This window comes from Pseudomonas sp. 30_B, assembly GCF_017491605.1.
Taxonomy (GTDB): Bacteria; Pseudomonadota; Gammaproteobacteria; order Pseudomonadales; family Pseudomonadaceae; genus Pseudomonas.
On sequence record NZ_JAFGYY010000007.1, the window covers coordinates 249,173 to 271,132 of the forward strand.

Genomic DNA, 21,960 nt, shown 5'->3' on the forward strand with positions numbered 1-21,960 from the left:
GGCTCAGGCGATGCCGTTCCGCTGCAGCGCGGCGCGCAGATGTTCGATGAAGGCGTGAATCTTGCGCGTGGCCCGGCGGTTGCTCGGGTACACCGCAAGAATCTGCGCGCCGAAGGTGTCCGGCTCGAAATAGAACGGATCCAGCACCGTGACCAGCCGCCCGGAGCGCAGATGCTCCAGCACGCTCCAGCGCGGGCACGGCAGCAGGCCGTGTCCATCCAGGCAGGCCCGGAGCAGCACTTCCTGGTTGTCGCTGCTCAGGCGCCCATGGCGCGGCGTCGAATAGCGCTCGCCGCCCAGGTCGAACCACCAGCGGTCCTCCAGCGCCGGATGGCGGTAGATCAGGCACTCGTGCTCGATGACCTCGTGCGGGTGCGTGGGCGTGCCACGCCGCGCGAGATAGGCCGGGCTCGCGCAGACCACCAGGCGGCTGCCGGCCAGCGGCTGGGCGATCAGCCCCGGCAGGTCGCTGTTGCCCATGCGCAGGGCGAGGTCGTAGCGTCCATCGAGCAGGTCGAGGTAGCTGTCGGAGAGGTCCACCTGCAAGCGCACGTCCGGGTGCTGGGAGAGAAAGTCCGCACAGGCCTGGTCGAGGAAGGCCGGGCCGAACACCAGCGGCGCCGTGACCCGCAATACGCCGCGCAGGCTGTGGTGCAACTGGGCGATCTCCTCGGTGGTCTCGCGCATGCGCTCCAGCACTTCGCGGGCGCCTTCCAGGTAAAGCTGGCCCGCCTCGGTCAGCGACATGCTGCGCGTGGTGCGCTCGAACAGCCGCGCCCCCAGCTCGCTTTCCAGCAGGCCGATGGCCTTGGTCACGGCGGAGGGCGTCTTGCCCAGACGCTCGGCGGCGCGGCTGAAACTGCCGGTTTCGGCACTGGCGACGAACATCTCCAGACTGCTGAACTTGTCCATATTCGTTCCAAACGTTCACAAGTGTTATGAGCGATAGCGCCTTTCTGGCCGTTAGCCACCCCGATAGCCTCTTGCGCAGACCAATAAAAATCAACCGGCACACAAGGGTAACTCATGCACACGTGGCTCAAAGGCGCGCTGGCAGTAGCGATCGCACTCAGCACTTTGGAAGCACAGGCACAGAACGCGGACCTGATTCTGCTTAACGGCAAGGTCTTCACCGCCGAACCCGGCCAGGCGCTGCAACAGGCCGTCGCGGTGGCGGACGGCAAAGTGCTGAAAGTCGGCTCCAACGACGAAATCCGCGCCCTGGGCGATGCCAAGAGCAAGGTCGTCGACCTTGGCGGCAAGGTCCTGATGCCGGGCTTCATCGACAGCCACTCGCACGCCGTGTTCGGCGGCCTGGAGCTGATCTCCGCCAGCCTGGAAGATGAGCAGATGGACCTCGACGCCTTCATCAAGCGCCTGAAGCAGGACCGCGACAGCGGCAAGGCGCGCAAGGGCGACATCGTGGTGATGAACGGTATGCACTCCAGCTACTGGTCCCAGGCCGACGGACTGGCCAAGCACCTGAACCACGGCGAGTGGGCAAAGGTGCCGGTGGTGCTGATCGGCAGCGACCACCACACCGCCTGGGCCAACGCCGCCATGCTCAAGCGTGCAGGCCTCGACGCCAAGCGCGTGCGCGGCCTGAGCGAGCTGGAACAGAAGAACGTCGCCCACGACAAGAACTTCAACCCCACCGGCTTCGTCGTCGACTCCGGCTTCGACCTGGTTGCCGCCGCCATGCCGGCCGCTGACGAGAAGACCCTGGATCGCGCCGGCCTCGCCGCGGTGCAATACAACAACAGCCTCGGCATCACCGCCTGGATGGACCCGGCCGCCAACGGCGCCCCGGGTGAGGCGGTGTTCAACATCAAGCCCACCGAGAAGAGCGTCGGCATCCTGCCGGCCTACCGCGACCTGGCTCGCGACGGCAAGCTCACCGCCCACGTCGCGGCGCTGCAGGTGGTCAATCCGAAGAGCACCCCGGCCGACCTGGACGTGATCGAGAAGGTTCGCCAGCAGTTCCAGGGCATCCCCAACCTGACCCTGCCGGGCATCAAGGTCTTCGCCGACGGCGTGATCGAATTCCCGGCCCAGTCCGCCGCACTGCTGGAGGAATACAAGAACAGCCACAAGCCCGGCGAACTACTGATCGATCCGAAGCATTTCGGCGAGCTGGTCAGTGCCGCCGACAAGCGTGGCTGGCTGGTGCACATCCACGCCATCGGCGACCGCGCGGTGCGCGAATCGCTCAACGGCATCGAGCAGGCGCGCAAGGATCGCCAGAGCGGCGTCGCCCATTCGATCACCCACCTGCAACTGGTCACTCCGCAGGACTACCCGCGCTTCAAGCAGCTGGGCGTGATCGCCTCGATGCAGCTGGACTGGGCCGCTGCGGAAAGTTACACCGAAGAGCTGGTAAAGCCCTACATCGGCGATGACGAATACCGCGGCATGTACCCGGCCAAGTCCCTGCTGGACAACGGCGCCGAAATCGCCGGCGCCAGCGACTGGCCGGTGTCCACCCCGGACCCGATGAAAGCCATCTACCAGGCCGTTACCCGCAAGGGAGAACTGGGCGTGCTGGGCGCCGACCAGCGCGTCGACCGCGAAACCATGTTCTACGCCTACACCCGCAACGCCGCGCAGGCCATCGGCCTGGACAAGCAGATCGGCACCCTCGCTCCAGGCAAGCAGGCCGACATGGTCGTCCTCGACCGTGACGTGTTCACCGTGCCCGACGAGCAACTGGGCGAAGCCCGCGTGCTGCACACCCTGTTCGAAGGTCGCGAGGTCTACCGCGCCGACGACGCTCCGGCTCTCTGACCGAGTCGGGCTCCTGCGCCGGGGTCTGAACACCCCTGGCGCCCTGCCCGCCAGCCCAGCCCTCTCTTCAAGTCCCTCGGCGACGTCGAGCGGGCTGGCGCTGCGCGGGCCTTTTCACACTGCCCCACAGACAATCACAACAAAGGGACATCCGCATGAACCGCCCGCAATGGCTCCTCGGTGCGCTGCTCGCCTGCGCACCGCTCACCCACACCCAGGCCGTGGAACTCAACGAAGACTTCATGCTGCAGATCGACGCCGCGCTGGTCAGCGACTATCGCACCCGCGGCATCTCGCAGACCAAGGGCGACCCGGCCGCCCAGTTCGGCCTCACCCTGCAGCACGTCAGCGGTCTGTACGCAGGCGCCTGGACCTCCAACGTCGATTACGGCTACGGCTACGACACCCGCCAGGAAGTGGACTACTACGCCGGCTGGTACTGGCAGGCCAACGAGGACGTGGCCCTGGACCTGGGCTACGTCAAATACACCTATCCCAAGTCGAGCCAGTTCAACCAGAGCGACACCTACGCCATCCTCCACGCCTACGGCTTCGAGGCGGGGGTCTACTACGGCAACGACTACCCCAACTACTTCGGCGACAAGAACAGCAACCTCTACAGCTACCTGGCCTACAACGCCGATCTGCCGGCCGAGTTCAAGCTGCGTACGCGCTTCGGCCACAACGACGCCAAGGACCCGCTCTACCTCTCCGGCAGCGGCGACACCCGCGACGGCTACAACGAGTGGGAGGTCAAGCTGAGCCACGAACTGGTGGGGCTGGACTGGTCGCTGAGCTATATCGACACCGATCTTTCGCAGAACGAGTGCTTCAACAACAACGGCTACAAGGACGTCTGCACCGCCACCGTGGTGGCCGGTGTGTCGAAGAGCTTCTAACGCAGGGCATTCGGGCGGGGCAGCCGCGCGCCCCGCTCGCCCTGCAGGGCGATCAGGCACAGCGCCAGCGCGGCGATATTGGTGGTGACCGGGTTGAAGGCGCCCAGCAGCAGCGCCGGCGAGAACAGCGCCACGTCCGCCAGCAAGGCCACCAGGGCCACGGCGGCAATCCACAGTGGCCAGCGGCTGCGACGCAGCAGGAGGATGGCGAGCCCCAGGACCATCTCCGCGGCACCCGCGGCCTGGGCAACGCGCAGGGTCGACAGCGGCCAGTCATGGGCCTCGATCATGCGCACTTCGTCGGGACTCAGGAACAACAGCTTCGGCACCAGCCCGTGGTAGAGGAACACCACGCCCAGTACCAGACGCGCGATGGCGGCGCTAGCCATTGCCCAGGAAGCGCCCTCGGAATTCCGGCGAGGGCACCAGGCAGCGCTCCTCACGGCCGAACAGGCGATAGCGGTTGAGGGCGATACGGTCATAGAACGCATCACGCCAGGACATGGGCACCAGCCACAGGATACGCAGCCAGCTCCACGGCGCCGGCAACTGGCCGATCACGCGGAGGAAGGCTTCGCTGCGGTCGTAGCCGCAGTGACCGTCGATGTACAGCATGGTGTCGAAGTAGTCGGTCGGCAGCCCGAACCAGTCGAGGATCATCTGGCCCTCCTTCGACTGCACACTGCACAGCTTCATGCGCTGCTGGCGGTCATGGCGCAGGAGGAAGCGGCTCCAGCCGTTGCACAGGCGGCATGCGCCGTCGAACAGCACGACTTTGTCACCGGGAAGCATGTTGGGGGGCAGCGGCATGGCCTGGTCTCCAGAAACCTGGTCCGCACACTTTGCCCGGAGTATGTGACAACTACGGGATCTCATCGCTCACCCATTGGCCAATGAATACAACCGATACTCCACCCAGCCCGGCCCCAGCCGCCCCTCGCCCACCGCGAGCAGATGGTTCAGCCAGCGGTAGCGCTCATCCCCGACTTCGAAACGCGGCTGGATCATGAAGTAGGTGTCGCCGTATTCCGTGCTCTCCCCCCGGGATACCGCCGTGATGATCTTCGGATTGGCCACCAGCAGCCCGTTGTGCTGCATCAGTATCCGCGCGCCATCGTCGGTGCGCAGCACCAGGCGCACCTCCAGGTGCCAGCCGCCGTCGCTGTCCACCAGGATCCAGTCGCCACCGCCGGGCAACACCTCGCCGTTCAGGCGCTGGCCCTGGAAGGTGCCGCCGCCAGCCGCCGAGATCAGGCGCTGGCCGTGGGGCACCCGGCCGATCTCCAGCGGCACGCTTGCCTTCACGCTCATGTTCATCAGCGGCTCGAGTTTCATCGACAGCTCCTATCGCCATGCACCCTTGAGTAAAGCAGCCGGCTCCGGCGCCGGCCATGCTCAGCCGAAGCGCCCCTCTTCAACCGAACCGGTAACGCAACAGCCGGCCCATGCGCCGCAACGGCGGAATCGCCAGGGTGATCCGGTAGAGCAGGCGCACGCCCGGGGACATCCGGGCGATCTGCGCTTCGTCATAAGGCTCGACCGCGTCGACGAAGCGCAGTCCGGGCACCTGCGCCTCCAGCTCGGCGTTGTCGTCGATGCCCCAGTGCAGGATCGCGCCGGTCTTGCGGATCATCGGGTGGTATTGCATCCAGCGGATGCCCTGCCGTGTGTAGCCGTCGAAGATCAGCTCGCCGCTGCGGCAATGGGCGACCAGCGCGCGCAGCAGCCAGGGCACCGCCTCGCTCTCCACATAGGGCAGCACGCCCTCGGCGACGATCAGCACGGGCCGGTCGACCGGCACCCCACGCCACCAGTCCGGCGCGGTCAGCGCGGAAGCGACCAGATGGCAATTTTCCCGCGGCGGATACAGACGCTCGCGCAGGGCGATCACTTCGGGGAAATCCACCTCGACCCACTGCACGGTGGACGGTGGATCGATGCGCCAGACGCGGCTGTCGAGCCCGCAGCCCAGCTGCAGCACCGTCGCCTGCGGATGACGGGCGAGGAAGTCGCGCACCCAGTCGTCGAACAGCTTGGCCCGCAGCGCCACGCCGATCCATCCGGAGCGACCGAGATGCAGGCGGCCGAAGTCGTAGTCGACCCGCTCCAGCGCGCGCCGGGCGACATGGTCGTGCAACAGGCTGTCCGCCAGCTCGCTCTCCTTAGCCTTGGCATAGAAGGTGATCAGCAGCGTTTCCGGCGTACCGCGCAGGCCGATACGTTCCACGTCACGGGTGCAGGTAGTAGAGCTTGTTGATGATCGACCACTGCGAGCCGATGCGCAGCAGCGACAGGTAATCGGTGAAATGCATGCCGAGGAAATCATCGGTCACCTTCGCCACCGCGCTGTCGCCGGTGATGTCCAGCGACTTCAGCTCCCACACCGGCGGCTCGCCCGAGGAGGGCGGCGACTCCGCCTTGATCGCACCGATGAAGTCGTCCAGCGAGGCCCATTCCAGCTCGCCGTGGTAATTGCCGATGATCTTGCAGGACGGATGGAACGCCTGGCGCAACCTCGCCTCGTCGGCGAAGGTCATGCCCTCCACGTAATCCGTGAGAACGCGGTTGATGGCGGCGCTTTCCGCCGTGTAGTTGCTCATCTGTGCAGCCCTCCCTGTCGGTGCGTCGGGTATCGGGGAAGGCTAGCACCGCACCCCGGCCACGCCGTTTGCGGCGACGACCGGGGCGATGGTCAACCAAGCGCAGGATCAGGCCGCGACCGCAGATAACTTGCCAAAGCGGCAAAGCGCCGACGGATGGCCCGCTCGAAGAATGCCGCCACCCAGGCATCCATCCAACGTCCCAGCCAGCGCGGGCGTATAGCCAGGTCGAAGCTATACAGCAACTCGGACTGGCCCGCCTCGATATCACGATGCTGCAAGGTGGCCGCCCAGTGCCGGAACAGGCCGCTGGGCTCCACCAGCACGGCAGCGGCGCGCCTGGGCGGATCGAAGTTGACAAAGCGCGTGCGCAACATGAAGCAGCGCCGCAAGCCCCGTCCGCGATTCACCGATATCGCTCCGATTGAAGGGTAAGCGGCCCCACCCTCCACATACGCCTCGGACAACAGCGTGTCCCAGCGCAGACGTTGGCGATGATCATGGAAGGCGTCGAACGCCGCCTCGGCGGACGCCGGCATGATGAATCGCAGACGGCGCACGGCCACGACTTCAGACCACCGCCAGATGCCGCTTGCGCGTCGGCGGCGGGAAGGCGGCGTCCAGCGCTTCGAGGTCCTCGGCGCTCAGGCGCAGCGTGAGCGCGGCGGCGTTGTCGCACACGTGCAGCGACTCCACCGCCTTGGGAATGGCGATCACCCCCGGCTGGTGGATCAGCCAGGCCAGGGCCACGCGGGCCGGGGTGGCGTCGTGGCGGCCGGCGATTTCCGCCAGTACCCGGTTGCGCAGCAGGCTGCCGCCCTGTCCGACCGGGCAGTAGGCCATCAGCGGCATGCGCTGCTCCTGGCACCAGGGCAGCAGGTCCCATTCGATGCCGCGTTCCTCCAGGCTGTACTGCACCTGGTTGGTGGCGCAGGCCGGCTCGCTCAACTCCTGCATGTCATCCAGATCGAAGTTGGAAACGCCCCAGCGCTTGATCTTGCCTTGCTCGCGCAGGCGCTCGAAGGCCTCGACGGTTTCTTCCAGCGGATACTGTCCGCGCCAGTGCAGCAGGTAGAGGTCCAGGCAGTCGGTGCGCAGGCGCTTCAGGCTGCGCTCGCAGGCTTCGGGGATGCCGCGCCGGCTGGCATTGTGCGGATAGACCTTGCTGACCAGGAAGATCTGGTCGCGCAGCCCGGCGATGGCCTCGCCGACCACCTCTTCCGAGCCGCCTTCGCCGTACATTTCGGCGGTGTCGATCAGGGTCAGGCCGCGCTCGATGCCTTCGCGCAGCGCCGCCACTTCGCGCGAGCGTTCGGAACGGTTCTCGCCCAGGCGCCAGGTACCCTGGCCGATGGCGGGAACGGCGGCGCCGTCGGCGAATACCACTGTGTTCATCACGTGCTCCTTGTCGTTGGGTTGGGGATCACGGGGCCGGCCGCCCGTCGGGGCAGCGGGCTGGACAGGGTAGCGCAGCCGGCGGGATTTCGCGTGGGTTCTCAGAACCTATTTACGATCTCGCGAGCTAGAGCAGAACAAGGCGCAACGACCAACCGGAGTAACAGCCGCAGGCTGGCCCGAAGGGTGAGCGCCAGCGAATCAAACAGGCGAGGACGCGGAGTTTACGAGCTGTAAATGAGCAGTCCTCGCCTGTTTTTAACGCAGTTATGCCGACGCGCAGCAGATCGTAAACAGGTTCTCAGTGCCAGGGATCGTAGGTGCCAAAGCTCCAGATATGGCCCTCCGGATCGCGGCAGGTGAAGCCCTGGCCGCCGTAATCCTCGTCCTTGATGTCGATGACGATCTGCGCGCCGCCGTCCACCGCCGCGCGGTACAGCGCCTCGGCGTCCTTCACCACGACGTAGATGCTCTGGGTGCAGCCGCCGACCTCGTCGGGCTGGCGCATCAACCGGCCGTACTCGTTGTCGTGCAGCGAACCGAGCATCAGCAGTCCGCTGCCATCGGCCAGTGCCAGCTGAGCGTGGGCGATGCCACCGTGGTCATCGGCCACCACCAGCTGGCGCCGGAAGCCGAAGGTGGCGCACAGCCAGTCGATGGCGCGGGGCGCATCGCGGTAGCGCAGGCAGGGAATGACGCTGGGGCGAACGGCGGGAGTGGACGTGGACATGACGATCTCCGGCGCAGGACGGGCGCAATGCATCCAGCATAGTCGCCCGCTCCTTTCACCCGGCAAGGTCGCCCCTGCGAAGCGATGAAGTCAATGCAGAGGCCATCGAAGCGCAATTTCCTGCAAGACCGATTCCGGAGAGGCCCGTAGTGTCGGACGACTCAATCGAAGGAGAACCCCATGACCACGCGCCAACCGATCAACCTGCAGGACAAGCTCGCGCGCATCCACGAGACCTGGCAGCCTCGGGTGATCGCCGAGATGAACGACTACCAGTTCAAGGTGGTGAAGCTGCACGGCGATTTCGTCTGGCACAGCCACGCCGACACCGACGAGACCTTCATCGTGCTCGACGGCGAGCTGCGCATCGACTTCCGCGACGGCCCGCTGACCTTGCGTGCCGGCGAGCTGTACGTGGTGCCGCGTGGCGTCGAGCACAAGCCCTACGCCGAGCATGAGGTGCAGGTGATGCTCATCGAGCCGCGCGGGGTGCTGAACACCGGCGATACCGGCGGCGAGCGCACGGCGGAGAATGATCGCTGGGTGTAAGCGTCCCGCGCTCAGAGGTCCAGCAGGTCGGCATGAATACCCAGCGCCTTCGCGACCTTTTCCCGCGTCGGTCTGCGCGGCCGGGTCGCGGCTTCCTGCTGAGCATAGGCGGACTGGCTGATGCCGATGCGCTCGGCCACTTCCGCCTGGGTCAGCCCCAGGTGCCTGCGCCAGGCGCCAATGACGCTCAGCCCTTCCCTGACCATGAAGCCCACCACCTCGTTGGGCACCAGGTCCTCCTTCGGGTGGCTGGCGATGTACTCCGCATAGGGAATGACCACGAAGGCCGGCATACCGTCCGGTCCGTTGATGATCTGCACATTAGTACGTGTGCTCATCGCGCTTCCTGACCTCTTCGACATTCACGATCCTGATTCCATCATCCCAGTCGAACAGCACCCGGTAATGGCCTACCCGCAGGCGGTAGCCATAGGCGTGGTTGACCAGCTTTTTCACATTCTGGACGTTCGGCATCCACGCCAGCTCCTGCACGGCATCGTAGATCGTCGGCTGATCAGCCTTGCTGAGCCTGCCAAGCTGCTTTACAGCCTTCCTTGTCCAGTTGATCCGGTTCATGACTGCCTCGCTGGGGAGGCAGTAAATATAAGTATTTCGATAAGTATATTATCGCAATTGAAGTCGTTTGAAACTCCGTTATCAGCAGAGTGCCGAGCGCACCGCCGATCAGCGGCCCCGCCCGGCAGCGGGCCGGCTGCTATGTCTGTGAAGAGGAAACCGCTCCCAGCCATGGGCTGTAACGCCTGGGATACACGGGCGCGACCCTGGCAGCGGTGCCGATTCGGGTCCGCGAATCTTGCCTGCCCGGACCCGGGCCGGAGGTGTGACATGCTCTATCTGGTGCACTGGACCATTCCGATGGAAAACCGCGACAAGGTCATCCAGCGGTTCATGCAGACCGGCGGCCAGCCGCCGGCCAACGTCAAGCTGGTCGGCCGCTGGCACGCCATGGGCCACATGCTGGGCTTTGGCCTGGCGGAAGCCGAAAATCCGCTCGACCTGCAGCGCTGGCTGCTGCAATGGACGGACCTGATGAATCTTCAGGTGCATCCCGCCATGACCGACGCCGAATACGCCCCCTTGCTGGTGCAATACCTGGAGGCAACGTCGTCGGTCAGTCCCTGATGGCAGCCTCGACCGACTTGGCGCCGAAGCGCTTGCGGTAGTCGCTGGGCGACATCCCGGTGATCTTGCGGAAGGTACTGCGGAACGAGCCGGGGTCGAGGTAACCCACCGTATAGGCGATGTGATCCACCGTGCCATTGGTGAACTCCAGCAGTTCCCGCGCCTTGCCGACCCGCAGGTGCTGGCAGTATTCGGTGGGCTTGAGCCCCGTGGCCGCCCGGAAGCGGCGGAGGAAGGTACGCTCCTCCAGCCCGGCCCGGGCGGCCATCGCGGGCAGACTCACGTCCACCGCGCCGTTGCCCTGCAACCAGTGCTGCACCTTGAGGATCGCCGCGTCGCCATGGCCGAGCAGCGGCGCGAAGTTGCTGCCGCACTGCTGGGCGCTGTCGCTGTGCTCGACCACCAGGAAGCGCGCGGTGCGCGAGGCAATGCTGGGCCCCAGCAGGCGGTCGACCACCCGCAGGCCGACTTCCGACCAGGCCATCAGTCCGGCGGAGGTGATCAGGTCGCCGTCGTCGACGATAGGCTTGTGCGCCTCCAGGTTCACCTTGGGGAAGCGCCGGCCGAAGGCCTCGGCGCCGCTCCAGTGGGCGGTGGCGCAGCGCCCGTCGAGCAGTCCGGCCTCGGCCACCAGCAGGCCGCCGATACACACGGAGCCAACGATGGCGCCATCGCCGTGCCGCGCGGCCAGCCAGTCGGTGAGATGACGCAGAGGAGCCGCATCTGGCAGGCCGAACAACGAGGGCGGCACCAGCACCGCGACCAGCCTGCTCTCAGCTCCGGGATGCGTATCGAAGACGCGCCGAGGCTCGCCACCGTCCTCGCCGGACCAGTGGCTGACGCGCAGCACCGGCAGTTGATCGCCGGCCTCTTGCGCGGCGATCCGCTCGGCCACCGCGAACAGGTCGGTCAAGCCGTGCAGCGCCGCCGTCTGTACACCGGGATAGAGCAGCAACCCGATCTCGACGACGCTCCGTTCCACAACCATTGTCAGTTTTCCCCCGGTTATTGTCGTTCTGCCTGATCCCCCGCCTGCGCGCGGCGAACCATACTGGCCCCACTTCCTCACCACTCAGCAAGGACTTCGAAAATGGCCAAGCAAGCGCTCATCCTAGTGGATATCCAGAACGACTACTTCCCCGCCGGCAAATGGCCGCTGGTCGGCATCGAGCCCGCCGCCGGCCAGGCCGCCAAGGTACTGGCCGCCTTCCGTGAGCGCGGCGACCTGGTGGTACATGTCCGCCATGAGTTCGAAAGCGCCGACGCGCCCTTCTTCGCCCCCGGCAGCGAAGGCGCGCAGATCCACCCGAAGGTCGCCAATCTGCCCGGCGAAGCCGTGGTGCTCAAGCACTTCGTCAACTCGTTCCATGGCACCGACCTGAAAGCCATCCTCGACCAGCACGGCATCGAGTCCGTGGTGGTGGTCGGCCACATGAGCCACATGTGCGTGGATGGCGCGGTGCGCGCCGCCGCCGACTTCGGCTACACGGTGACCGTGCTGCACGACGCCTGCGCCACCCACGACCTGGAATTCAACGGCGTGAAGGTGCCGGCTGCCCAGGTGCACGCCGCCTACATGGCATCGTTCGCCTTCGCCTATGCCGAGGTGATCTCCACTGCCGAGTACCTCGACCGCTGATCGACAGCGCTCGGGAAAAGGCCCTCCCTTTAAGGCACTGGAACGCACCTGTAGGAGCGCGCCATGCGCGCGATCGCGGGCATGGCCCGCTCCTACATTGTTTTTTGGATCCCCGCGTTCGCGGGGATGACGTATGCGGGGGGCGATACCTTGCACCGTCACTCCCGCGAACGCGGGAGCCCAAAAGACAGTTGCTCCTAAAGGAGCACCGAGCCGGCAGGGTTCGCGAGCAGGCTCTCCCGCAGCCGCGGTCAATGCTGCATATCCGGGGATGAGGAGACCCGTTTCATTGGCTTTCCGCTATCATCGGGCCACATTCGCCTGCCGATAAGGACATCCCATGAGCGTTTCGTCGATCGTCACCCTGGCCATCATCGCCGGCGTGCTCTTCCTGCTGATCAGCGTCTTCAACCGCCTGGTGGCGCTGCGCAACCGCTACCAGAACGCCTTCGCCCAGATCGAAGTGCAGCTCAAGCGCCGCCACGACCTGATCCCCAACCTGGTGGAAACCGCCAAGGCCTACCTCAAGCACGAGCGCGAGACCCTGGAAGCCGTGATCGCCGCACGCAATGCCGCCGTGGCCGGGCTCAAGGCTGCCTCCGAACAACCCGGCGACGCCGGCCGCATGGCGCAGCTGGCCGCCGCCGAGAACGCCCTGGGCGGCGCCATGGGCCGCCTCAACGTGACCCTGGAAGCCTACCCGGACCTCAAGGCCTCGCAGAACCTGCAGCAGGTCAGCGAAGAGCTGTCGAGCACCGAGAACAAGGTCGCCTTCGCCCGCCAGGCCTACAACGACTCGGTGATGGCGTACAACACCTACCGCCAGTCCTTCCCCGCCAACGTCCTGGCCACCACCTACGGCCACAGCAAGGACGCCAGCCTGCTGGAGTTCGAGGACAGCAAGGCAATCCAGGCCGCACCGAAAGTCGCCTTCTAAAATCCCGGCGCAGGACGCGCGATGAACTTCTTCGAACACCAGGACCGCGCCCGTCGGCAGACCGGGCGCCTGGTCCTGCTGCTGGCCGTCGCGGTGGTCAGCCTGGTGACCATCACCAGCCTGGCGCTGGGCTGGCTCTGGCGTCACCTGGGCGAGCCCGCGATGCACCTCACCTCGCGCAGTTCGCTGCCCGATCCCGAGCTGTACCTGTCGGTGGCCGGCGTCATCATTGCCGTGGTCATCGCCGGCGCGCTGTTCAAGCAGGTGCAACTGAGCGCCGGCGGCAAAGTCGTGGCGGAAAGCCTGGGTGGCCGGCTGCTCAATCTCAGCGCCAGCAATGCCGACGAGCGCCGCCTGCTCAACGTCGTCGAGGAAATGGCCCTGGCCTCAGGCTCGCCGGTGCCGCCGGTCTACGTGCTGGAAGATGCCTCGATCAACGCCTTCGCCGCCGGCCTGAGCCCGCGCGATGCGGTGATCGGTATCACCCGCGGCGCCATCGAACAGCTAGAACGCCATGAACTGCAGGGCGTGATCGCCCACGAATTCAGCCATATCCACCATGGCGACATGCTGCTCAACACGCGCCTGACCGCACTGTTGCACGGCATCCTCCTGCTCGGTCTGATCGGCGGCATGCTGCTGCGCGGCTGGAGCGAAACCAGCACTGGCGTCCGCGTCAGCAGCCGGAGCAGCAGCAACGACAAGAACAGCGGCGGCAGCGCGGTGCTGCTGGTGATCGGCGCCGGCGTGGTGCTCTACGTGCTGGGCTATGTCGGGACCTTCTTCGGCCAGCTGATCAAGGCCTCGGTCAGCCGCCAGCGCGAGTACCTGGCCGACGCCTCGGCGGTGCAGTTCACCCGCGATCCGTCCACCATCGCCGGCGCTCTCAAGAAGATCGGCAGCAATCCCTTCGGCGCCCTGCTCAGCGCCCCGCGCGCGGCGGAGTTCAGCCATATGTACTTCGGCGACGGCGTGGGCAGCAGCTGGTTCGACACCCACCCGCCGCTGAAAGACCGCATCCGCCGCGTCGAACCGGGCTGGGACGGTCGCTACCCGAAATTCGAGCCGCGCCTGGACGTTGCGCTGATGAACAAGGATGCCTGGACCGCCGCCGTGACGGGCCAGCCGTATCAGCCCAGCGCGGTCGATGTGGCGGTCGCCGCAGTCGGCGCTCCCACCGCCGCACATCTGCAGGAGGCCCGCAGTACCTTGCTGCGCCTGGACGAGCGCCTGCAGCGCGCCGCCCACGACACCGAGGGCGCCCAGGCGCTGGTCTACGGCCTGCTGCTGGACAGCGAGCCCGGCCTGCGGGCGCGCCAGCTGGAAACGATCAAGCAGCGCCTGAACCTGAGTCTGGCGCTGCAACTGGACCTGCTGGAAGAATCGCTGCTCCGGCTCGACCCCGGCCAGCGCCTGCCGCTGCTGGACCTCGCGATGCCGGCGCTCAAGCAGCTGGATACCAAGGCCTTCCATACCCTGCGCGAGAACATGGCGCTGCTGATCAAACTGGACGGCAAGGTGAAGCTGCTGGAGTGGACCCTGCTGCGCATCATCGAGCGCCATCTTCAGCCCGGCAGAGGGAAAATCGGCAGTGTGGCGCTGGCGGCGCTGGCCGAGGAATGCGCGACCCTGCTGGCCTTCCTCGCCCGTGTCGGCGAAACCGGCCCGGTGGAGACCGGGCAGGCCTTCGCCGATGCCTGGGGCACCCTGCCCTTCGCGCCCCGGCCCGTGCCGGCGGAAGGCAGCCTGCGCGACCTGGAAAGCGCCCTGAAGAAACTGGAGCAATTGCGCCCGCTGCAGAAGCCGCAGTTGCTCAAGGCGTTGGCGCGCTGCATCGAGCACGACGGACGCATCAGCACCGGCGAGGCCGAACTGATGCGCGCAGTGGCCGATATCCTGGACTGCCCGATGCCACCGTTGCTGGCGTGCTGACGCTCCAGCACGCAGGGCGCATCACCCGGAACGGGTTATCCGCCGATGCCACCGCGGCGGATAACGCTGGCGCGTTATGCGCCCTACGAGTGTCATAGGCCTGAGACAAAGGTGCCATGCGGTTCTACAGGGACATTCCGTGCCATGCGCTTCGCGAGCAAGCTCGCTCCTACAACTGCGCTCTGCTCTTCGCTTTTCGCTCCCCGAAGACTTCCAGTGAAATATCCGCGCACTCCGACTGCCCCGTTCAGGAGGCCTCGTTGAAGCGGAGTTTCAGGGGTTGAGCGACATGGATGTCGCGAGAGCTGCGATGGGCCAGGGACGGCCCTTCGCAGCGGGCCCCTGAAACTTCGCTTCAACGAGGGTATTTTTCGCCCCAAGCGAAAAACCGGATGATTGGGGCAAGACCTTTGCCTACTTAGGGGCGTTTGCCAAAGTAGGTCGCCCGAGGGGGCGAAACCACAGAGTACGCGCGCACGCCAAAGCGGCGCTGAAACACCCAAGCTGAAGCAGCACGACCAACAGCGACCGCCGGTCCTTTCGGGCCCGGCTGGCTCCATCGCATACGTAGTCACCCGCATATCCCCAGCGAGCCCATCGCCCTAGGATGGCCGTCACCACTGACGCCGGACTGCGCCCCATGCCCCACATCGCAATAGACTACACCGCCAACCTTGCCAACGACCTCCAGCCCCTCGACCTGCCCCGGAAACTCCACAAGGCCGCGCAAGCCATGGGTGTGTTCCCCATCAACGGCCTCCGCACCTTCGCCCGCGCCATCGGGGAATACCGGGTAGGCGCCAATACGACGAACGAAGCCTTCATCAACATCCAGGTCCGCATCGCCCCCGGCCGTCCGGAGGAACTGCGCCAGCGCATCGTCGACACCCTGTTCGCCACTGCCGAGCAAACCCTCGCCGAGCTGATCGCCAGGCGTCCGGTGGGCCTGCAACTGGAGATCACCGAGTTCGACCGCAGCCTGACCCGCATGGCCGGCAGCCTGCCCACCGCCTGACCGCCAGCTGAAAGGCGCGCAAAAGAAAAGGGCCTCCGAAGAGGCCCTTTCCATTCACCCGACCGTCACTCAGGCACGGCTGGCGGCACCGCCCTGCTCCGTCTTGGGAGCAAGGTTCAGCGCGTAGTACAGCACCGTCAGCAGCACCAGGAAGGCCGGGCCGATGTACAGCGCGATGCGGGTGTCCTCGAAGAACGCCATCAGCACCACCACCAGCACCAGGAAGGCCATGGCGAGGTAGGAGCTGACCGGGTACAGCCACATCTTGAACTGCAGCTTGCCGGCTTCGGCGGCGGAGAGGCCGCGGCGGAACTTCAGCTGGGCCAGCAGGATCATCGCCCAGGTCCAGATCGCACCGAAGGTGGCGATGGAGGTCACCCAGGTGAATACCTTCTCCGGTACCAGGTAGTTCAGCAGCACGCCCAGCAGCAGCGCGCCGATGGACAGCAGCAGCGCATTACGCGGCACGCCGCCCTTGGAGGTCTTGGCGAACACGGCCGGGGCCTGGCCATGCTGGGCGAGGCTGTAGAGCATGCGGCCGGTGCTGAAGATGCCGCCGTTGCAGGACGACAGCGCGGCGGTGATCACCACGAAGTTGATGATGCCGGCGGCGGTCTTGATGCCCATGCGCTCGAAGGTCATCACGAAGGGGCTGCCCTGGGTGCCGATCTCGTTCCACGGGTAGATCGACATGATCACGAACAGCGCGCCCACGTAGAACAGTAGGATGCGCCAGAACACCGAGTTGATCGCACCCGGAATGGTCTTCTGCGGGTTCTTCGCCTCACCGGCGGTGAGGCCGATCATCTCCACGCCCAGGTAGGCGAACATCACCATCTGCAGCGACATCAGCACGCCGGTGATGCCGTGGGGCATGAAGCCGCCATTGCTCCAGAGGTTGGAGATGCCGGTGGCGATACCGCCGTTGCCGAAACCGAAGAAGATCATGCCGCCGCCGACCAGGATCATGGCGACGATGGTGATGATCTTGATCAGGGCGAACCAGAACTCGAACTCACCGAAGGCGCGCACGGCGATCAGGTTGATGGTGCCCATGCTCGCCAGTGCGGCCAGCGCCCAGATCCAGCGCGGCACGTCGGGGAACCAGATGCCCATGTAGATGGCCACTGCAGTGATTTCCGCAACGCAGGTCACCAGCCAGAGGAACCAGTAGTTCCAGCCGGTCAGGTAGCCGGCCAGTGGGCCGAGGTAGTCCTGGGCGTAGCGGGCGAAGGAGCCGGCCACGGGATTGTGCACGGCCATCTCGCCGAGGGCGCGCATGATCACGAGGATGGCGAGACCGCCGATGATGTAGGAGAGCATGATGGCCGGGCCGGCCATCTGGATGGCCTTGGCGGAGCCGAGGAACAGGCCGACGCCGATGCAGGCGCCGAGGGCCATGAGACGGATGTGCCGCTCATTGAGATCCCGCTGGAGATCGTGGGACGACATGGTGCAACCTCATTTTGTTCTTGGGAAATATCAGCTGCGGACTCGAAGTGCAGTCGGGATGCGAAAGCGCCGGAAAAAAGCTTCGCCACCGCGCCGGTTGGCACGGAGGGCGGAGGTTTCTGGCGATTCCAGGACGGCACGCCGCAAGAGGCTGCCCGCTCTTGTGGAGCAGACGTCGGCATTGCGGGAGTGGACCACGGCTGAGGTCGCTGCCGAATTTACACAAGTCCGCAGGGGACGTCTGCCTCAATCGGGTGCCTTTTGACCAAAGGTGTAGAGACGATTCGTCGCGCCAGGTGCAACCCGGTTCTACTCAGTCGACCAGCGGTTGCAACTCCAGCAGCAGCGAGCAGGGCTTGCCGCTCTCGGGATGGCGCGGCTCGCGCAGCTGCCGCACACGCCAGCCGCTGCCGGCGAGCAGCGTCAGCCAGGACTCCAGGGTGCGGAAGTACCAGGGCATCGGCGCGCGGAAGGCCTCGCCGAAGGCGGCGAAGGTCTCCAGCCGCCAGCCATCGGCATAAGGCTCGTCGCCACTGGCGGACCAGGGATGCACGGTCTGGATCAGCAGGCGACCGCCGGGTTCGAGACGCTCGCGCAGCGCCAGGAGCAGCGGCGCGATGGATTCGTCGAGCAGGGCGAAGTTGCAGACCAGCGCATCGAAGCGCCCCAGGGATTTCCCCTCGGTGATCAGTCCGGCGTAGTCCATCACCTCGAAGCGGCCGCCACCCGCCTGGCGCGCGGCCTCGATCAGCGGCGCGGAAGCATCCACCCCCACGCACTGGCTGCCCCGCTCCGCCAGGGCGCGGCACAGCCAGCCTTCGCCGCAGCCGATGTCCAGCACGCGGCGCGCGGGCCCGGCGGCGACAGCGCCGAGGATCGCCGCGTCGGTCACCAGGCGCCGGCTCTCGATGCGCTGCTCGCGCACCGCGCGGGTCCAGGCGTCGGCGTTGGCCTGCCAGCTGTGGCGGATTCGAGCTTGCGGGTCGGTCATGGCGAACTCCGTGCGTGAGTCGAGCTGATCGCGGATAAATCCGCTCCTACAAAAAGCAGCAATCTGCGTTCCCGTAGGAGCGGGCCATGCCCGCGATTCGCGCCCATGGGGCGCGCCTACAGAATATCGTTCTACTGCGACTTCCACGCCTTGGGCACCGCCAGCCCCTTGGTCGATGGCCCCTGCGGCAGCATCTCGCGGCAGCCGGCGTCGCGGAACGGTCCGCCGATCTTCTGCCAGCCATCTCCCGGCGAGGTCTGCTGGCAGGCATAGCGGCCGTCCAGCGTGCTCTGCCACTTGTAGAACGGCATCGGCGCGGCGATGGCGCTCAGCGAAACCAGCAGCAGGGACGCAACGGGCAGAAATAACGAACGCATGGCCGGAAAGTCCTGTCGGAGGAAATAGGGTCTGCTGACGCTTGAGCAGAGTGCGGCAAACGTGGCAGACCCGACTATTGCACCTGCTGGCCGTCGGCAAATCAATCCGACGGGGGTGGGAGAGTGCTCCACGGCGCGCAGATTTTTCGCCGCCGACTACGCTGGAAATTAGGAAAGCCGCTATCTCAGGGCTTTCGCGGCGTCGGGAGGGGCGCCGGTCGTCACGTGGGCGGAGTCCGCTTACCTAGGCTGTTGTCTGAGCATGGGCAGGTCGTGAAATGGATAGCTCGAAGCATTCCGGTACGCCAAGTGCAGCACAACCGGGTCGCTCGGAGCCCGGTCTTTCCCCAACGAAAGTGCACCACCATCGTTTCTTGCTGCTGTTCCTCTTCCTCCTGCCGCTGCTCGCCGCCATCGGCGCCGCGCTGCTGTATGAGGCGAGCACCTCCAAGCTGCAGGCGCGCGAGCTGGCGCGCTATGCCAGCGAGCTGACCTGGCAACTGGCGCAAGGCCCCAGCAGCGCGGTGGTCTACCCGCAGAGCGGCCCCTTCGACCGCCGGCTGGGCTACCTGCAACTGCCGACCTTCCTCGACCGCCTGCACCAGCGCAACTTCATTACCCTGAGCCAGACGCGCTTCTCCGAACCGCTGATGCAGTACGCCGGCCACGGCCTGTTCCCGCCCTATCCCGAGAAGTCCCAGGCCGGGGTGGACATCGCCGACTGCCGCGGCCTGCCGATCTACAACTTCCGCTACCCGCAGAAGCTGTATGCCAACTTCGAGAGCATTTCCCCGCTGATCGTGCAGAGCCTGCTGTTCATCGAGAACCGCGACCTGCTGGACACCCAGCGCCCCTACCTGAACCCGGCCATCGACTGGAGCCGCTTCACCCAGGCCTCGCTGGCGCAGGTCGGCAAGCTGGTCGGCATGGGCAACCACGCCCCCGGCGGCAGCACCCTGGCCACGCAGATCGAGAAATACCGGCACTCCGAGGACGGCCGCACCAACTCCATCACCGACAAGCTGCGGCAGATGGCGTCGGCCAGCGTGCGCACCTACCAGGGCGGCGCCGAGAACCTGGCGGCGCGGCGCAACGTGGTGCTCACCTACCTCAACTCGGTGCCGCTTTCGGCGCAGCCGGGCTACGGCGAAGTCAGCGGCCTGCCGGACGGCCTGTGGATCTGGTACGGCGCCGACTACCAGCAGGTGAACCAGTTGCTCAACGCCCCGCCGGCCAGCGGTGTCTCGCTGGCCGAGCAGGGCAAGGCGCTGCGCCAGGTCGTCTCGCTGATGATCGCCCACCGCCGGCCGTCCTGGTACCTGGCGCGCGGCCGCGACCAGTTGTCCGGGCTGACCGACAGCTACCTGCGCCTGCTCGCCCAGTCCGGCGTCATCGCGCCCTCGCTGAGCGATGCGGCGCTGAAGCAGCAACTGGTGTTCCGCGACCCCCGCAACCAGCCCACAGTCACCCCGCTGGAGAACAACAAGGGCGTGACCCTGGCGCGTACCCGCCTGGCCGGGATGCTCGACGTGCCGTTGTACGACCTGGACCGCTTCGACCTCGCCTTCACCACCACCCTGCAGCATGAACTGCAAGAACAGGTCACCGCCTACCTGCGGCACCTTTCCGATCCGGAGTTCGCCGCGCAGGTCGGCCTGTTCGGCGAGCACCTGCTGTCCGAGGACAAGACCAAGGATGTGCGCTACAGCTTCACCCTGTTCGAGCGCACCCCCAGCGGCAACCGTGTGCGCGTGCAGACCGACAACACCGAGCAGCCGTTCGACATCAACGAAGGCAGCAAGCTGGAGCTGGGTTCCACCGCCAAGCTGCGGGTACTCTCCACCTACCTGGAAACCATCGCCGACCTGCACGACCAGTACGCGCCGATGAGCACCGCCGAGCTGAAGAAGGTGCAGGTGGAGCCGATCGACTTCCTCAGTCGCTGGGCCATCGACTACCTGATCGCCGCCAAGGACCGCAACCTGCCGGACATGCTCGCCGCGGCCATGCAGCGCAAGTATTCCGCCAGCCCCTACGAAGCCTTCTTCACCGGCGGCGGCATCCACACCTTCAACAACTTCCGCAAGGAGGACAACGGCCGCATCCCGACCGTCCAGGATGCCCTGCGCGAATCGATCAACCTGCCCTTCGTACGCCTGCTGCGCGACCTGGTGCGGCACGACATGTACGCCAACGAAGGCAGCAAGGTCGCCGTGCTGGCCGACGACAAGGACCCGCGCCGCCAGGACTACCTCAACCGCTTCGTCGACAAGGAAAGCCAGGTCTACCTGCTGCGCTTCTGGCAGAAGTACAAGGGCAAGACCACCGACGACCGCCTCGACACCTTCCTCGACGGCCTGCGCGCCTGGCCGGTGCGGCTGGCGGCGATCCACCGCTACCTGCAACCGCAGGCGGACCTGCCGACCTTCACCGCCTTCCTCCAGGACCGCCTGAAGAAAGGCAAGTACGTCGGCGAGAAGCTGACCGACAAGCGCATCGCCGATCTCTACACCCACTATGGGCCGGGCGCCTTCGACCTCAATGACCAGGGCTACGTCGCCCGCGTGCACCCGCTGGAACTCTGGCTGCTGGGCTATCTGCAGCGGCAGCCGGCGGCCACCTTCAACGACGCGGTGGCGGCCAGCGTGGCGGAGCGCAAGCAGGTCTACGGCTGGCTGTTCAAGTCGCGGCACAAGTACGCGCGGGACAAGCGCATCCGCATCATGCTGGAGGTGGAGGCCTTCCTCGACCTGCATGAGCAGTGGAAGCGCCTGGGCTATCCGTTCGACCACCTGGTGCCGTCGCTGGCCACCGCGCTGGGCAGCTCCGGCGACCGCCCGGCGGCCCTGGCCGAGCTGATGGGGATCATCCTCAACGATGGCGTGCGCCTGCCGACCCTGCGCATCGACAGCCTGCGCTTCGCCGCCGACACGCCGTACGAAGCCAGCCTCGGCCCGCAATCGAACACCGGCCGCCAGGTGATGCGCTCGGAAGTCGCCCAGGCCCTGCGCACCGCGCTGTCCCAGGTGGTGGACGCCGGTACCGCGCGGCGCCTGTCCGGCAGCTTCAAGCTGGCCGACGGCAGCCCGCTGGTGATGGGCGGCAAGACCGGCACCGGCGACAACCGCATCGAGAGCGTGACCCGCAGCGGTTGGGTGAAGAGCTCGAAGGCGATGAACCGCACCGCGACCTTCGTGTTCTACCTTGGCCCGCGGCACTTCGGCACCCTCACCGCCTACGTGGCTGGCAGCGAGTCGGACGGGTTCAAGTTCACCTCGGCGCTGCCGGTGCAGGTACTCAAGGGCATGGCGCCGATGCTGACGAGCTATCTGGAACCGGGGATCAGCACCGGGTGCCAGCAACCGATCGATAACCTGCGGGTGAGTTGGCGGTAGGGCGTACAACCGTTCGCGGTTGTACGCCGATACACCTCAACTCATCGACGTCGCCCGGGCCGAACCCGGAGTGCCCCGGGACCACGGCCAAACGGCGTATAACGTCGAACGTTATACGCCCT

At 66.1% G+C, this 21,960-nt stretch carries 24 protein-coding genes; 9 read left to right on the top strand and 15 right to left on the bottom strand.

Annotation, left to right across the window (positions count from 1 at the left end; translation table 11 throughout):
• Nucleotides 1-3: 3 nt before the first annotated feature.
• A complete protein-coding gene (locus J5M67_RS10500; RefSeq protein ID WP_207885240.1) occupies nucleotides 4-912 on the bottom strand; it encodes a LysR substrate-binding domain-containing protein in 909 nt (302 codons plus the stop codon).
• 114 nt (nucleotides 913-1,026) lie between these two features.
• On the opposite strand from J5M67_RS10500, the gene J5M67_RS10505 reads away from it, so the two are divergent.
• Nucleotides 1,027-2,784 (top strand): amidohydrolase, encoded by a 1,758-nt coding sequence (locus J5M67_RS10505; protein WP_207885241.1) that lies wholly within the window; start codon nucleotides 1,027-1,029, stop codon nucleotides 2,782-2,784.
• 155 nt (nucleotides 2,785-2,939) lie between these two features.
• Nucleotides 2,940-3,683: a TorF family putative porin gene (locus tag J5M67_RS10510; protein ID WP_207885242.1), complete on the top strand. Its 744-nt coding sequence runs from the start codon at nucleotides 2,940-2,942 to the stop codon at nucleotides 3,681-3,683.
• Here the strand turns inward: J5M67_RS10510 and J5M67_RS10515 are convergent.
• From J5M67_RS10515 to J5M67_RS10550, 8 genes are all read right to left on the bottom strand, one after another.
• The gene (locus J5M67_RS10515) at nucleotides 3,680-4,072 is read right to left on the bottom strand and encodes a DoxX-like family protein (RefSeq protein WP_207885243.1); all 393 of its coding nucleotides are present in this window, start codon (nucleotides 4,070-4,072) and stop codon (nucleotides 3,680-3,682) included. The genes J5M67_RS10510 and J5M67_RS10515 overlap by 4 nt on opposite strands.
• The gene (locus J5M67_RS10520; RefSeq protein WP_207885244.1) at nucleotides 4,065-4,493 is read right to left on the bottom strand and encodes a thiol-disulfide oxidoreductase DCC family protein; all 429 of its coding nucleotides are present in this window, start codon (nucleotides 4,491-4,493) and stop codon (nucleotides 4,065-4,067) included. The genes J5M67_RS10515 and J5M67_RS10520 overlap by 8 nt, the downstream gene beginning before the upstream one ends.
• 69 nt (nucleotides 4,494-4,562) lie before the next feature.
• A complete protein-coding gene (locus tag J5M67_RS10525; protein ID WP_207885245.1) occupies nucleotides 4,563-5,018 on the bottom strand; it encodes a DUF3237 domain-containing protein in 456 nt (151 codons plus the stop codon).
• 79 nt (nucleotides 5,019-5,097) lie between these two features.
• A complete protein-coding gene (locus J5M67_RS10530) occupies nucleotides 5,098-5,910 on the bottom strand; it encodes a class I SAM-dependent methyltransferase (protein ID WP_207885246.1) in 813 nt (270 codons plus the stop codon).
• A 1-nt stretch (nucleotide 5,911) separates the two neighbouring features.
• Nucleotides 5,912-6,283 carry a nuclear transport factor 2 family protein gene (locus tag J5M67_RS10535; RefSeq protein ID WP_207885247.1) on the bottom strand — a complete coding sequence of 124 codons (372 nt, stop codon included), beginning with the start codon at nucleotides 6,281-6,283 and terminating at the stop codon, nucleotides 5,912-5,914.
• Nucleotides 6,284-6,375: 92 nt separating this feature from the next.
• The gene (locus tag J5M67_RS10540; protein WP_207885248.1) at nucleotides 6,376-6,849 is read right to left on the bottom strand and encodes an SRPBCC family protein; all 474 of its coding nucleotides are present in this window, start codon (nucleotides 6,847-6,849) and stop codon (nucleotides 6,376-6,378) included.
• A gap of 4 nt (nucleotides 6,850-6,853) precedes the next feature.
• Nucleotides 6,854-7,678 carry an aldo/keto reductase gene (locus J5M67_RS10545; protein WP_207885249.1) on the bottom strand — a complete coding sequence of 275 codons (825 nt, stop codon included), beginning with the start codon at nucleotides 7,676-7,678 and terminating at the stop codon, nucleotides 6,854-6,856.
• A gap of 301 nt (nucleotides 7,679-7,979) precedes the next feature.
• A complete protein-coding gene (locus J5M67_RS10550; RefSeq protein ID WP_207885250.1) occupies nucleotides 7,980-8,408 on the bottom strand; it encodes a VOC family protein in 429 nt (142 codons plus the stop codon).
• Nucleotides 8,409-8,588: 180 nt separating this feature from the next.
• Here J5M67_RS10550 and J5M67_RS10555 point away from each other — a divergent pair, with 180 nt between their 5' ends.
• Entirely contained in the window at nucleotides 8,589-8,957 is a 369-nt protein-coding gene (locus J5M67_RS10555) for a cupin domain-containing protein (RefSeq protein ID WP_207885251.1), read from the top strand.
• Nucleotides 8,958-8,968: 11 nt separating this feature from the next.
• On the opposite strand, the gene J5M67_RS10560 is transcribed toward J5M67_RS10555, so the two are convergent.
• Together J5M67_RS10560 and J5M67_RS10565 are read right to left on the bottom strand one after the other, a co-directional pair.
• On the bottom strand, nucleotides 8,969-9,295 hold the full coding sequence (locus J5M67_RS10560; RefSeq protein ID WP_207885252.1) for a helix-turn-helix domain-containing protein: 327 nt from the start codon (nucleotides 9,293-9,295) through the stop codon (nucleotides 8,969-8,971).
• A complete protein-coding gene (locus J5M67_RS10565) occupies nucleotides 9,279-9,533 on the bottom strand; it encodes a type II toxin-antitoxin system RelE/ParE family toxin (protein WP_207885253.1) in 255 nt (84 codons plus the stop codon). Before J5M67_RS10565 ends, J5M67_RS10560 begins: the two co-directional genes overlap by 17 nt.
• A 270-nt stretch (nucleotides 9,534-9,803) precedes the next feature.
• On the opposite strand from J5M67_RS10565, the gene J5M67_RS10570 reads away from it, so the two are divergent.
• Nucleotides 9,804-10,100, top strand: coding sequence for a DUF3303 domain-containing protein (locus J5M67_RS10570; RefSeq protein WP_207885254.1), 297 nt, complete (start codon nucleotides 9,804-9,806; stop codon nucleotides 10,098-10,100).
• Here the strand turns inward: J5M67_RS10570 and J5M67_RS10575 are convergent.
• Nucleotides 10,090-11,088, bottom strand: coding sequence for a GlxA family transcriptional regulator (locus tag J5M67_RS10575; RefSeq protein WP_207885255.1), 999 nt, complete (start codon nucleotides 11,086-11,088; stop codon nucleotides 10,090-10,092). The two genes, J5M67_RS10570 and J5M67_RS10575, sit on opposite strands and share 11 nt — an antisense overlap.
• Before the next feature lie 102 nt (nucleotides 11,089-11,190).
• On the opposite strand from J5M67_RS10575, the gene J5M67_RS10580 reads away from it, so the two are divergent.
• The 4 genes from J5M67_RS10580 (at nucleotide 11,191) to J5M67_RS10595 (ending at nucleotide 15,623) form a co-directional block, all read left to right on the top strand.
• Complete coding sequence (locus J5M67_RS10580; protein WP_207885256.1) at nucleotides 11,191-11,739, top strand: cysteine hydrolase family protein; 549 nt, start codon at nucleotides 11,191-11,193, stop codon at nucleotides 11,737-11,739.
• A 340-nt stretch (nucleotides 11,740-12,079) separates the two neighbouring features.
• On the top strand, nucleotides 12,080-12,676 hold the full coding sequence (locus tag J5M67_RS10585) for a LemA family protein (protein ID WP_207885257.1): 597 nt from the start codon (nucleotides 12,080-12,082) through the stop codon (nucleotides 12,674-12,676).
• Between the two features lie 21 nt (nucleotides 12,677-12,697).
• The gene (locus tag J5M67_RS10590; protein WP_207885258.1) at nucleotides 12,698-14,608 is read left to right on the top strand and encodes a M48 family metallopeptidase; all 1,911 of its coding nucleotides are present in this window, start codon (nucleotides 12,698-12,700) and stop codon (nucleotides 14,606-14,608) included.
• Between the two features lie 640 nt (nucleotides 14,609-15,248).
• Nucleotides 15,249-15,623, top strand: a complete 375-nt coding sequence (locus J5M67_RS10595) for a 5-carboxymethyl-2-hydroxymuconate Delta-isomerase (RefSeq protein ID WP_207885259.1) — start codon at nucleotides 15,249-15,251, stop codon at nucleotides 15,621-15,623.
• A gap of 69 nt (nucleotides 15,624-15,692) precedes the next feature.
• Here the strand turns inward: J5M67_RS10595 and J5M67_RS10600 are convergent, their stop codons facing one another.
• From J5M67_RS10600 to J5M67_RS10610, 3 genes are all read right to left on the bottom strand, one after another.
• Nucleotides 15,693-17,075 (bottom strand): amino acid permease, encoded by a 1,383-nt coding sequence (locus tag J5M67_RS10600; RefSeq protein ID WP_207885260.1) that lies wholly within the window; start codon nucleotides 17,073-17,075, stop codon nucleotides 15,693-15,695.
• A 313-nt stretch (nucleotides 17,076-17,388) separates the two neighbouring features.
• The gene (locus tag J5M67_RS10605) at nucleotides 17,389-18,066 is read right to left on the bottom strand and encodes a class I SAM-dependent methyltransferase (RefSeq protein WP_207885261.1); all 678 of its coding nucleotides are present in this window, start codon (nucleotides 18,064-18,066) and stop codon (nucleotides 17,389-17,391) included.
• 131 nt (nucleotides 18,067-18,197) lie between these two features.
• Nucleotides 18,198-18,443 (bottom strand): hypothetical protein, encoded by a 246-nt coding sequence (locus J5M67_RS10610; RefSeq protein WP_207885262.1) that lies wholly within the window; start codon nucleotides 18,441-18,443, stop codon nucleotides 18,198-18,200.
• Nucleotides 18,444-18,820: 377 nt separating this feature from the next.
• Between J5M67_RS10610 and J5M67_RS10615 the strand changes: the two genes are divergently transcribed.
• On the top strand, nucleotides 18,821-21,838 hold the full coding sequence (locus J5M67_RS10615) for a transglycosylase domain-containing protein (protein WP_243434619.1): 3,018 nt from the start codon (nucleotides 18,821-18,823) through the stop codon (nucleotides 21,836-21,838).
• The last annotated feature ends 122 nt before the right edge of the window (nucleotides 21,839-21,960 follow it).